This window comes from Echinicola strongylocentroti, assembly GCF_003260975.1.
Classification (GTDB): Bacteria; Bacteroidota; Bacteroidia; order Cytophagales; family Cyclobacteriaceae; genus Echinicola; species Echinicola strongylocentroti.
In genome coordinates this window covers 956,145-968,844 of the sequence record NZ_CP030041.1, presented here as the reverse complement: position 1 = coordinate 968,844, position 12,700 = coordinate 956,145, and the positions used below count along the sequence as shown (strand labels likewise).

Sequence of the window (12,700 nt, the reverse complement as noted above, 5' to 3'; positions counted from 1 at the left end):
TTATGCAGGAAAGATAATAGAAGTGGATTCTCATTGTAGTAGTTAACCCACTATTGTCAGGTTATTGTTGTTTTCTGTTCTTCCATTCTGGTAAAGAATCCTATATACGTATCCATTTTAGGAGCTATTTTTATTAATTTTGAGTTTGGGAAATGCTAAAGAAAACTTGTAACTGACCTGATAAAGTGAAATTAAAGCAAAAACGAAAACTAGTAAGGTATTTGGATATCTTGGACAGACCGGTCCGGTTTAATCCGTTTGTTTTTAGTAGGACATTTTTGCTTTGGGCTTTTCTGGGCTTGATAGGGGGCGTAATCGCTGGCATTTATTGGATTGGCCTTGAGTTTTTGATGCACCAGCTTGCCTTTTTTACGGGATGGCAGGTCATTCCATTGATGACTATTTGTGGTCTGTTGGCTGGCTTGATCATTCATTTTATCGGGGACCCTGGAGAGATACATCTTATCGTAAACAATATCCGGTTTAATAAAGGCAAGCTCGACCCCAAAAACAATCCTTCCATGGTGCTTTCCTCATTATTATGTGTGGCATCGGGAGGAAGCCTTGGGCCAGAAGCACCACTAGTACAGGTAACTGGATCCACGGGGACTTGGTTTGGTAAAATGCTCCGGTTGAAAGGTGAAGAATTGAGGTCGATGAGCATAGCAGGAATGGCTTCAGGGTTTACGGCATTATTTGGGGCTCCGCTGGGAGGTAGTTTGTTTTCCCTTGAAATACTCCACCATAAACATGCCGTCGAATATTACAAAGCCATTATTCCGGCATTTGTGGCAAGTTGCTTTAGCTATTTGGTATTTGCCCTGATCGTTCACTTAGGGCTAGGTCCGACATGGGATTTGTCCGCTTATGAGTATGCTGGTATTTTTGACTTTGGATATGCGGTGCTATTTGCGATCATTGGAGCCGTTTTGGGCTGGGTATTTATTTTTTGTACCAAGTTTTTTAAGACCCTATTTGAGAAGAAACCGATTGCTATTTATGTCAAAACCGCGATAGGAGGGTTGTTATTAGGGATCATTGCATTTTATTTTCCGATTACGCGGTACTTTGGCCATCACGAAATAAACGAACTGTTGTCCAGCGATTTTTCATTGACTTTACTGTTCGGGATTTTGATATTTAAGATTATTGCCATTTCCATAACCGTCACCTCCGGGTGGCGTGGAGGATTTATCATTCCCCTGTTTTTTGTGGGAGCTACTATGGGGCTAATTATTCACCAATTATTTCCAACGATAAACTTGACCTTGGCGATTGTGAGCTGCATGGCTGCTGTCAATGCCTGTGTGACCCGTACTCCGATGAGCACTACTATTTTATTGGCTACTTTGACAGGGTTTGGGCATATAATCCCTATATTTTTCGCAAGCTTGACAGGATACTTTTTGGCACCCAAAATACCTTTTATAGGTTCACAGATGGTGAAAGAATAAGAAGGAGCAGTTTTCATAACGCTGTGGCTTAGCTTTATGAAATTTACTCGATCCGTACACTAGGCTTGTAACCTGAGCTCGACTTATTTTTAGCATTAAAAGCGTTGCGAACCCTTTTTAGGAGGATGTGGGTTGGAAAAGGGTGTGGCAACTCGCCGCGGCGAGCTGCCACGGCTTCCACTCCCTCAAATCTCCCCTAAGCCTCGCAGTGCATGTTCCGACCACTGTACGGAAACGGTTTTCTAATCGAACTGAGGTTTGTAAATTGTTACAGTGAAGTTTCTGTTAATCAACTGGTTTGATTATCTTTAGCAGGGGTGATTGTTTGATATACTTAATGAGCTTGATGATGAAATTTTGTAGCTGTGCTTAGGAATAAAAGAATAACTTTTAGAAAGAATAGGAAAACGGAATGGTTGGAACCTCAGTTGATGGTACGGTTTCTTGCCCTCATTATTGATCTGATTGTCATTAAAATGCTGATTTCCACTGTTGTGTATTTTTCAATTGGTATAAGTCCAGTATCCATAGCAGCTGTGAAAGGGTATTATGTGATATATATATCGACGAATTGGCTTTATTTCTCGGGATGTGAAGGGATTTTAGGAGCCACTTTGGGGAAAATGCTGATGGGGCTAAAAGTTTATGATGCCAATGGCCAGAAATTAGGTTTACTTAAGGCAATATTAAGATTCCCCGCAAAACTTTTATCTGTTGCTACGGTTTGGGGAGCGATAATGCTCGATACCAACAAAAACAAACAGGCCTTGCATGATATTATTTGTCAAACGATCGTTCGTAAGGCAAGAGAATCTACGTCTTATCGCGGGACTAAAATTGGAATTAAATAACGTCATTAGTTTGAATCATGAAAAAACAGTATTATGCCATTTTTGTTTTGGTAGCCAGTGCAATATTGCTTTTGGTCAATATCTTTTCTTCGGAAAAATTTGATCAGGGATTTTACCTTCGGGTAACATCCAATGTACTGTTGATGATTGCGATGGGCATATTGCTTTATTCTATGAAAAAACAACAGAAGCAATAGAAAGGGTTTAACCCGGAATATGCATTAGCCTATCTGTTGCGACCTTAAACTGCTTCAAAATCAGCCGTTTCACTTTAGTTTTCGGCATAACCGTAGCGGTGCTACGCTAATGCCTCCAAACTAACTGATTTTCTTGCAATTTCAGCTCTCACTACGATTCCTAACGCATAATCCGGGTTTAAGAATGATAAATGGAATAAACTTTTTTGATCCAGTGTCGTTTGGTAAATACAAATGGTAAAAAGATCGGGAAATAAGCGCAAGGTTCAAAAGTGGCATCCAATAGCCGTATTGGTGCTAACGGTGCTTTTGCTGTGCTCTCCCTGCTCCGTCAGGAACTCCCTTCAAGAAGCTTTGGGAGCCACGCAGACCCAAGTGCTCAATAAGAGCAAGGCTGTGCAGGCCACGGATTCCTGTTTTGCCATTGACGATACCACGGCGGCTCACGCGGTGGTGGATTTCACTGCTGAACTGGCTCCTGCACTTGCACTGATTGCTGCATTTATCCAATTGGAACGGAATGAGCAGGATCCGCTGCCAACATTTTTTTATGCCAAGCTAGGAACCTCGGTCACGGTTCCTTATTATATTTTGTATCAGAATTTTAAGACCCCTCTGTAAATTTCTTTTTTGACATTAGAACTTCCCTTACATGCGCTTTAGGCTAAACTGGAGGTGAAATAGGTTAGTAGGTTTTGTACAATAGAACAAAATCGATCTTGGTATATCTAATCTCCATGACCTTAAGTGATATTAATTTTCCATAAACAGTCTTTTGGTGTTAAGCGCCGAGGATTGTAAACAGCTCCACAAAAAAATGAAACTTAAAATAGCATTGCTTGCCATGGTCTCCCTACTGCTGGCTGGCCAGGCAAGTGCACAACTTCATAGCAATAAAGATAAGTATAACTATTATGTACTGACCAGAAATGTAGCGCAGCTCAAGCCGATTCTGTTGGCTGCAGAGGCGTTGGCAAAGGAAGACGGAGGTAAATTTGGTGAATTCCAAGTGGTTATTTGCGGCAAGACTGTAAAAGACCTCGTGGATAAAGCGCTCATGGAGCCATTGCTAAAAACAGCCAAAGAACAACGGGTGACCTTATTGGCCTGTGGTTTTTCATTGCAGAAGTTTGACGTGAATCCCGATGGATTGCCACGTGAAATCAGTGTCACCGAAAACGGCATCCTCTACGGATTGCAACTACAAAAAGAAGGATATTATTCCATAACACTTTAAGAAACAATGAACATGAAGATAAAAAATGATGTAGGCCTAATGACACTTTCCTTGCGGTTAGTGGTGGGCTGGACTTACTTTTCGGCCCTTTACAGAAGGACGATCTTGACCGATAAACTCGATCCCGAAATCAGTGGTTATATCGGCGAGAAATTCAACCATTTCTTGCCCCATGCCCTTGGCATCAAGCCCATTATCCAGTACTTGGTAGAGAACCCTGATTTGCTCTGGTGGGCCATGGTGATCTTTACGGTGGTAGAAGGAATTGTGGGGTTGATGATCATGTTGGGAGCCTTTACCCGATTGATGAGCGTTGGTGTTTTTGGTCTGGCCATGGGGATTTTGTTGGGGTCAGGATGGATCGGGACCACGTGCCTGGACGAATGGCAGATAGGTGTATTGGGAATAGCGACCGGTTTTGTCCTCTTTCTGACGGGCAGTGGGAAGTATTCTGTGGACCATTATCTCCTGCAGCACAATTATGCCTTCACTAAGAAAAAGTGGTTTCCTTGGTTAGCTTCTGGGGAATTGCCCGTGAGGGCACTCATCTACCCCAAGTTGGTTCTTGGAGGTTCACTCTTCATTTTGGCGATCACCTTGATGACCAATCAGGTGTTTCATGGAGGACTATGGGGGCCGCTCCATAACAAATCGGTGAAGCCGAAATTGGAAATTTCTGCAGGAGAACTAACTGACAAAGGGCTGGTTTTTGATGTCTTCAGGACGGAAGGTGTGGATGTCTACGGTGCCTGGATCATAGGCATGGAAGTAGAAGATAGTGCTGGAAATGAGGTTTTTGGGCTTTCCAATGAAGCCTTGGCTGCTATGGATCCCGCATCTATAGCGAATCATTATATCGCAAAAGTAAAGCCGGGTAAGCATAGCTTGGTGGTGCCACTGGGAGCCAAAGCAACTATAAATTTGATGGTTCCTGAATTGAAAAATCTAGCAGGAGGTACCTATACGTTAAAAATAACAGACATCAGCGGTGCCAGCTGGGAATACCAAGTGAAAAAGTAGGAGGCAGATGCCCTATTCAGCTCCATTGGCGGCGCCACTACCGTGTGCCGCCAATTTTATTGGGAGAAATAGGGGAGAAAGCACTAATTTTTGCTAATGGAGCATATATTTTAGCCTTCACTTGCAGATGCCATCGTGGCATCGTTACATTAGTAGAATAAACTGTTTTTTTGGGATTATAAAGACTTATTCATCTTCATGAAAAATACCATTAATCTTATGTCCAAGTGTAATTTGGTCAAAAAAGGAGCGGTGGCATTCGGCGGAATGACGTTGATGCTGGCCAGCTGCCAAACCCCATCCGATTCGTTAACTATCGAAGTAAAAAATCCAGCCGAAGTGGCCAAAACTTCAAGTACTGTGGAAGTAAATGCTGCAGATTTACAACCACTAATAGAGAAATATGGGGCCGAAAAACTTGTGGTTGCGGATGCTCAAGGCGGACTCCTGCTGAATCAGTGGGTAGACCTGGATGGGGACAAGACCATGGATCAGTGGCTGTTCCAGGTCAACTTGGAAGCAGGTGGCTCAGGGACATATACCGTACGTCCTCTGGAGGAAGGAGAGCAGCAGCCTACTTCCGAGCAGCAGACCTTTTCACGCTTTGTCCCAGAGCGTACGGATGATTATACATGGGAAAATGACCGCGTGGCCTTCCGTACGTATGGTCCCGATGCCCAGCGCAGGATAGAACAGAATGAACCAGGAGGTACCCTATCGAGTGGGATTGACTGCTGGCTGAAACGTGTGGACTATCCGATTATCGATAAATGGTACAAAGAAAATGAAGAGAACGTAGGTGCTTATCATATTGACCGAGGAGAAGGTTATGATCCTTACCATGTAGGTTCCAGTCGCGGAATAGGGGGGATTGGCATTTGGGAAAACGACTCTCTATATACTTCAAGAAATTTCGTGAGCTATGAGCGGATCGCTGTGGGCCCGATCAGGACGCTTTTTGAACTGACCTATGCGCCGTGGGAGGCGAACGGTAAGATGGTGGCTGAAACCAAGTGCATTAGCTTGGACCTAGGCAGTAACATGACCCATTTTGTGACTACGGTAAAAAGCGAAACTTCTGTCCCCAATGTTACGATGGGCATTACTTTGCATGAAGGCAAGGGGGATGTGAAAATGAACGATGATCAGGGGATTTTCCGCTATTGGGAGCCAATGGACAAAAGCGAACTAGGACTGGGAGTGATCATCGATCCTGCCCAGGTTATTGGATCAAAGGACCACCGAGTAGATTACCCAGATGGGAGCCAACTGCTGATCATGACCAAGCCTGATGAAGGAAAGGTAAGTTACTATGCCGGATTTGGCTGGAAGAAAAGTGGTCAATTTGCCAATGTGGCTGAATGGGATGCTTACTTGAAGAAGTTTGCCAAAGGACTGGAAAAACCACTGGAAGTAAGTGTAAAGTGATGGATAGTATATAAAGGAGAGGAAAGAGCCAAGAACAAAGAGCCAAGAATAAAGAACCAAGAACAAAGAGGAAAGAGCCAAGGGTGAGACATGAGATGTGAGACGTGAGAATCCTCCCCGCCACGGCGGGGAGGTTAGGTGGGGTTATTTTGGAGCAAAGAGAAACACAATAGGATTTTAGTAAATGACTAGCGATTACAATAATTGATAATGAAAACTAATATTAATCCGGTCAACACTAATCAGGGAAGTACATCCAGTAACTTGTCGATAGCGTCCTTGCGAACGCAGCGTAATGGAGTGAAGCAATCTCTTCTAAAACGTAGCGGTTGATTTTAAAGCATATTCATGGTAGTGCTACCAGGATTGCCAAATCAAACGGCATTAATTTAGAGAACAGGGCATCCATTCGCCATACTGTGCGGGTTTCTTTTCTCGTGAAATATGTTAGTTTTGTTTTCCAGACAGGTAATCGAGGGATTAAAACCCTATTGAGTTGTATTATTGTAGGTTTTTGTATTCCTTTTTTCGGTAAGCTGAAAGAGGATATAGGGAAATTGAAATAGGCGGTGACTCGACATTGGGTAATCGATTGCACAGACCGTTTTAAAGTGAAAAAATTATTTTCTAATTATATAAATAGACAATTAACATGCATACGAACATCGTAACCAGATACGGAGCGCATCCTGAAGATGTCAAAGGCTATGACACCCAAAAATTAAGGGATCATTTTTTGATCGAAAATATCTTTCAGGACGATAAGATCACCGGCGTTTATTCTATGTTTGACCGCTATATCGTTGGCGGAATTGCTCCAGTAAACAAATCCTTGGAGCTGGAAACTGTAGATCAGCTGAAAGCCGATTACTTCTTGGAGCGTCGTGAGTTGGGCGTGATCAATGTAGGTGCGCCAACGCTGATCACCGTGGACGGTACCGATCATAAATTAAATACACGCGAAGCCCTTTATGTAGGGCGTGGGGTGAAAGAAGTGATTTTTAACCCTTCCACAGAAGGACAGGCATTTTTGTACTTTAATTCAGCACCAGCGCACACCTCTTTCCCGACCAAAAAAGTAGGATTGGAAGATGCCGAAAAAGTAGAGCTTGGTTCTATGGAGGAGTCTAACCACCGTGTGATCAACAAGCTGATCGTAAACAGTGTAGTCGAATCCTGCCAGCTGCAGATGGGCATGACCCAACTGAAGCCAGGAAGTGTATGGAACACCATGCCTGCGCATACCCACGACAGAAGAATGGAAGCTTATTTCTATTTTGATCTGGACGAATCAGCGGCGGTTTGTCACTATATGGGACAGCCTCAGGAGACGCGACACATCTGGATGAAAAACCATCAAGCAGTATTGTCTCCAGCATGGTCCATCCACGCAGGTTCAGGTACTTCCAATTATACCTTTATCTGGGGTATGGCCGGAGAAAACCTGGATTATGGTGATATGGACAAAGTGGCCGTAAAGGACATGAAGTAAGGAAACTGTGCCCGATGTAATGTTGGTTCCGCTAGATTGAGCCGGAGGTATCTTGGCCCAAGCGGAGTAAATATTCCAAGCTATTCAGTCCCGCGCCTGTCTGCCCAGGCAGGCCAGAGACAGCGGGACAACATGTATGCATCAGTGGACTGTCGACCGTGGACAATAAAACAAATTACACAGTTACCGAATAACTAATTAACCAATAACCAAACATGAAAGAATTATTTGATCTATCAGGAAAAGTAGCGCTTGTCACAGGAGCGACCCATGGCTTGGGAATGGCCATGGCAAAGGCATTGGCAAAGAGTGGTGCCACCCTGATCGTAAATGGACATACACCTGCCAAGATGGAAAAAGCATTGGAAGACTATGCTGCTGATGGCATCGAGGCGCACGGTTACCTTTTTGATGTAACCAATGAAAAGGAAGTTGACGAAAAGCTTTCTGAGATAGAAAGTAAATTTGGCACCATCGATATTTTGGTAAACAACGCCGGCATGATCCAGCGTACTCCTGCGCTCGAAATGGAAGTGGCCGATTTTGCCAAAGTGGTGAACATGGACTTGGTTTCTCCTTTCCTGATGTCCAAGCGTGTGGCCAAAGGCATGAAGGAAAAAGGTGGGGGCAAGATCATCAATATCTGCTCCATGATGAGTGAGCTCGGTCGTAATACAGTATCTGGATACGCAGCCGCCAAAGGTGGACTGAAAATGCTGACCAGAAACTTAGCAACAGAATGGGCCAAGTACAATATCCAAGTAAATGGTATTGGGCCAGGGTACTTTGCTACTGAGCAGACTGCTCCGATCCGTGTGGACGGTCATCCGTTCAATGATTTTATCATCAACAGAACACCTGCAGGAAGATGGGGAGATCCAGAGGACCTTCAGGGCACGATGGTCTTCTTGGCCAGTCAAGCAAGTAACTTCGTCAATGGACAAATCGTTTATGTAGACGGTGGTATCTTGGCCACTATCGGCAAGCCACATGGCGAAGAGTAATTATGTGAAAACTAACTGATTGAAGCCCTCTTGGACATTTCTGAGAGGGCTTTTTAAGTTTTTAAGATGTGAGGCTTGAGATAGGAGAATAAGGAATTCTTTCCGTTGTGCATCTATTGGCCTAAAATTAAAATCTTCCCTCATGCAGACAAACTCCTCCTATCTAAAAGCTAGGTAAACCTGTCTAGCACCGAGATAGACAAACCTGCCTTCTTGCCCGCCTGCTTTTTAATTCCTTAACGTCCAATACTTGCAAGGCGGATCCATTTTGTACATATTTTAAAAGGCCATGGATTAAAATCATAACTCTCTCAATGGACGATCCGTATTGGAAAATCTTCTTAACTAAACGGCATTGATTCTGGGTTTAAGCAGGGGAGTACTTAAACGTAGCTTTGACGATTCCATGGTCGTTGGTGCCAGTATCTTTGTGGTTTTCGTCAGCCAAGTGATCATTGTAGATTTCCATTCCATCAAATGCCCAGATCCGTTTTCTGGAATTATCATAAAACTCCTGTGAGACCAAAATATGGTCGAGCGATTCTCTGATATTCTGGAAAATATGGGTGTAGTAGACATCCCTGAGGCTGCGGTATTCCTGCAAGGTCGCTACCGTGTAGAGGTCTGCATCACCACCTCCGGAGGAGAGCCCTTGTAAGTATCGGGGCTGACCGGTCATGATGTTCAGGGTATCGCTGAGCTGGGAATTGTTAAGATCTCCCAACACGATGACTGGCAGGTCAGTATGTTTTAATTTGTCCAAGATGATCATGCGTAGAGCAGCCGCCTCTGCCGACCTTCTGATGGTGGATAGGGTATATCCCAGGGTTTCGGAGTGGTTTTTATAGTAATCATAATCATCGCGGTACCAACCTTCCCGGTAGATGGCAGTAGGAGCCTTGGACTTTAAATGTGCCACAAATACCGATACAGCTTCACGGTCTTCGCGGAGTTTTACTTTAAAATGGAGCACTGGCCTAGAAAAACTCGAGATTTGTACGGAGATATCAGGCGTCTGGGGATCATCACCGGCACTTTTCAAGATAAATTTCTCAGGAAAGGTTTCCAGCCATTCCGGCTCGCCTTCCAAAAGTCCCTTTTTGACAGCGCCCGCACAGATTATCTTGTTTCCATCATGATGAGAAGGACACAGGATATCGTACGATGCTGTCAGGCCTGCCCGTTCAAAGGCTTCTTTAAGCGCATCCTCATGCCAAAGTTCCTGAAAACCAAAAATGTCCGGCTGTAGCAGGTGGAGCATGTAGGATGTCCAGGTAATTTTGTTTTCATACTGCTCATCGCTCCAGCCATCATAATCCCGATACATCGAATGCCCAGCAAGGTTGAGATTATAGAGGTTAAACGTAACCAAACTGAATTCTCGTAAATTAGGCATAGCTAAGTGAGTTTGATGAAAACAAATCAAAAAAGGAGTAGTAGTTTCTTTTTATTCACTTAATGATGTCGGCAAGTTACCATATTCTACCTTGGAATAAAATACCGTAAATGGGGTATTTTTTGATAAGTCGTTGTTGCTCAGTGCTGTGAGGGGATCGGTAGTTGATGGAGTACCAGTACGTTTTTTTTGCGTTGGTACCAGTCATTAACTACCAATTCCAGTTCGCTTACGGTAAAAGTACCAAAGTCAGTATGCCTATTGGATTCGATCGTTTGGAGGAATTTATCTTTGTTTTTTAACGGATGTCTATAGCGCATGATGGTGCTATGGGCTGTTTGGATGGTATAACGCTTGTCCAGGCTTTGCTGAAGGGTGGAGGACTTGAAGTGTTCGCGTAATCGATCCCGCAGCTCTTGAAGGGCTTCCCCATCTGGATATCCCTGTACCAATACTCCCGCAGGACTTAGCGTGACACCTGCAAAGTGGACCTTGATAGGGGGGATATGACGGAGGCTGTCGAGGATAATGCTGATGTATTCTTTTGGGTTTATTTGCTCAAGCTGAAACTCCGCATAACAGGAAATAATGGACATGATCGTGATATGCAGGTCGGATTGGGGATAGTAATATTGTGAGGGATCAAGTAGCTGAAGTTCGTCCAAGAAAGCAGTGATCTTAGTTTTGCAGTGATGGTCAGGTCGGGCCAGTAGGGTGATGCCACGCCTAGAATCGGAAGGGTTGTCGATTTTTTTATCTACCTCGTATTGGTCATGGATTAATTGTTGACGAGCGGATTGAAAAAGTGATTCGTAATGAGATTTAAGCTTCATTGATAACAGTTGTCGTGATTTTCTGATTAGGAATAAAAATAAGAAAAAACAGTTTTATATGATTTACTGTGGGTAACTTTTCTTTTGTTTGCCAAATTATAGCGTGACTATCACTTTGTCACCTTGTTACTTTTTTGCTTCAGGTCAAAAAAGTAACCAAAAAAACCCGCTGCGGTGAGCTATTTGATTAAACCCGGAATATGCATTAGCCTATCTGTTGCGACCTTAAACTGCTTCAAAATCAGTCGTTTCACTTTAGTTTTCGGCATAACCGTAGCGGTGCTACGCTAATGCCTCCAAACTAACTGATTTTCTTGCAATTTCAGCTCTCACTACGATTCCTAACGCATAATCCGGGTTAAAATCAAAGCCAGCACTCGCGCAGGCAAACTCCTCCTGTCTAAAAGCTAGGTAGACCTAAAGGAAGCCAGGTAAACCATTTGAGCAGCAAACCTACTTTTTGTGCTGATTCACGTCAGGGGAGCCTGCCTCTTTTCCAGTCCACTTCTTTGATTTCTTAACGTCAAATACCTCAAGGCAGAATAGAAAATTCCTTTGTTGGGCATGAGGTACCCATGAATGACTTCTGCGGTGTTTGAAGATACAGGACATTAGATAGTTGGGTTGTGCTGGGTCTCTGCCCCAGCACTGACAAGCGTTGAGTCTCTGACTCAATAATTATAATAATATGTAAAAATGAAAACGAATAATTGATCTGGACATTACTAATAAGGAAGTACAGACCTGAAGTCAAAATACTGGAGGTTTGTAATCCCTCACAATCTCTTGATTTTCCAATTTTAAAATTTTTCAAATTTTCCAAACCCTACTGACATAGGGCTGTCACTGGTCGGTGTTTTCTTTGTAATACAATATGATTGATCTTAAACCTTTTAAAAAGAACACCATTATGAAAACCGAATCAGTAGCAACCAGCCAAGCATTATTTATCTCGACCGAAGCGATGTTAGCGCATTGGCAAGGACACAGAAATTTGACCAGAAGGACTATTGAATTATTTCCTGAGGACAAATTGTTTGATTATTCTGTCGGAGGGATGCGTCCATTTGCCCATTTGGCCATGGAGATGATCGATATCGCTGTGCCCGGGGTGAAGGGACTGGCCTCCGGGGAATGGGAAAAAGTAGAGGAGTTTGACCACACCAAATCCATGCCTACGACCAAAGAAGGCCTTTTGGAGCTTTGGGACAAGGCGACGCAGGTAATCGACGAAACATGGCCTAGCATCACCTCTGAGCGCTTCCAGAAGGTAGAGGTAGCCTTTGGCCAATATGAAAACAGCAATTATGCCACCTTGCTGTATTTTGTGGACAATGAGATCCATCACCGCGGACAAGGGTATGTGTACCTTAGAAGCTTGGGTATCGAGCCGCCATTTTTCTGGGAAAGATAGTTTGGGTATGGAGTAGTCAGTATTGATTATGGAGGAAGAAATCCACTTGTCGCTTTTTTATTGGAAAGTGGCAGGTGGATTTTTGCTTTATTACCATTGTCCAAGTCTTTAACGAAGTGGTGACTTGGACGCATACTTTGGCCAGTCTTTAGACTGGGTAAAAGTCTGGAGACTTTTTTTCAGTTTAGGTCCAAGTCTGAAGACTTGGACCAGTTTAGTGTTAAAAGAATGATTTTCGTCATGTTGCGTAGATTTGCGTAGGTGGGTTTTACAATTTTTTTTATTGTAATAATTAAGTTTGGTTAATAATTATTTTCAACAAATAAGTTTTATAATATGAAAATTCCACGAATCTACACACACACGGAGATTTA

At 43.4% G+C, this 12,700-nt stretch carries 12 protein-coding genes; 10 read left to right on the top strand and 2 right to left on the bottom strand.

Going from position 1 to position 12,700, the window contains the following annotated elements:
- Positions 1-185: 185 nt before the first annotated feature.
- The 9 genes from DN752_RS03670 (at position 186) to DN752_RS03630 (ending at position 8,683) form a co-directional block, all read left to right on the top strand.
- Entirely contained in the window at positions 186-1,454 is a 1,269-nt protein-coding gene (locus tag DN752_RS03670) for a chloride channel protein (RefSeq protein WP_112782727.1), read from the top strand.
- A gap of 365 nt (positions 1,455-1,819) precedes the next feature.
- The gene (locus DN752_RS03665; RefSeq protein WP_112782726.1) at positions 1,820-2,305 is read left to right on the top strand and encodes an RDD family protein; all 486 of its coding nucleotides are present in this window, start codon (positions 1,820-1,822) and stop codon (positions 2,303-2,305) included.
- Positions 2,306-2,322: 17 nt separating this feature from the next.
- Positions 2,323-2,502 (top strand): hypothetical protein, encoded by a 180-nt coding sequence (locus DN752_RS03660; protein ID WP_112782725.1) that lies wholly within the window; start codon positions 2,323-2,325, stop codon positions 2,500-2,502.
- Positions 2,503-2,736: 234 nt separating this feature from the next.
- The gene (locus DN752_RS03655) at positions 2,737-3,123 is read left to right on the top strand and encodes a hypothetical protein (RefSeq protein ID WP_112782724.1); all 387 of its coding nucleotides are present in this window, start codon (positions 2,737-2,739) and stop codon (positions 3,121-3,123) included.
- Positions 3,124-3,319: 196 nt separating this feature from the next.
- Positions 3,320-3,739 (top strand): DsrE family protein, encoded by a 420-nt coding sequence (locus DN752_RS03650; protein WP_112786407.1) that lies wholly within the window; start codon positions 3,320-3,322, stop codon positions 3,737-3,739.
- A gap of 12 nt (positions 3,740-3,751) precedes the next feature.
- Positions 3,752-4,759 (top strand): TQO small subunit DoxD, encoded by a 1,008-nt coding sequence (locus DN752_RS03645; RefSeq protein WP_245949447.1) that lies wholly within the window; start codon positions 3,752-3,754, stop codon positions 4,757-4,759.
- Positions 4,760-4,978: 219 nt separating this feature from the next.
- Entirely contained in the window at positions 4,979-6,187 is a 1,209-nt protein-coding gene (locus DN752_RS03640) for a DUF4861 domain-containing protein (RefSeq protein ID WP_245949446.1), read from the top strand.
- A 652-nt stretch (positions 6,188-6,839) separates the two neighbouring features.
- Complete coding sequence (gene kduI, locus DN752_RS03635; protein WP_112782721.1) at positions 6,840-7,679, top strand: 5-dehydro-4-deoxy-D-glucuronate isomerase; 840 nt, start codon at positions 6,840-6,842, stop codon at positions 7,677-7,679.
- Positions 7,680-7,894: 215 nt separating this feature from the next.
- Positions 7,895-8,683 carry a gluconate 5-dehydrogenase gene (locus DN752_RS03630; protein ID WP_112782720.1) on the top strand — a complete coding sequence of 263 codons (789 nt, stop codon included), beginning with the start codon at positions 7,895-7,897 and terminating at the stop codon, positions 8,681-8,683.
- Between the two features lie 367 nt (positions 8,684-9,050).
- Here the strand turns inward: DN752_RS03630 and DN752_RS03625 are convergent, their stop codons facing one another.
- Positions 9,051-10,079, bottom strand: coding sequence for an endonuclease/exonuclease/phosphatase family protein (locus DN752_RS03625; protein WP_112782719.1), 1,029 nt, complete (start codon positions 10,077-10,079; stop codon positions 9,051-9,053).
- 140 nt (positions 10,080-10,219) lie between these two features.
- Positions 10,220-10,912: a 2'-5' RNA ligase family protein gene (locus DN752_RS03620; protein WP_112782718.1), complete on the bottom strand. Its 693-nt coding sequence runs from the start codon at positions 10,910-10,912 to the stop codon at positions 10,220-10,222.
- Between the two features lie 910 nt (positions 10,913-11,822).
- Between DN752_RS03620 and DN752_RS03615 the strand changes: the two genes are divergently transcribed.
- Complete coding sequence (locus tag DN752_RS03615) at positions 11,823-12,326, top strand: DinB family protein (protein ID WP_112786406.1); 504 nt, start codon at positions 11,823-11,825, stop codon at positions 12,324-12,326.
- Positions 12,327-12,700: the final 374 nt, after the last annotated feature.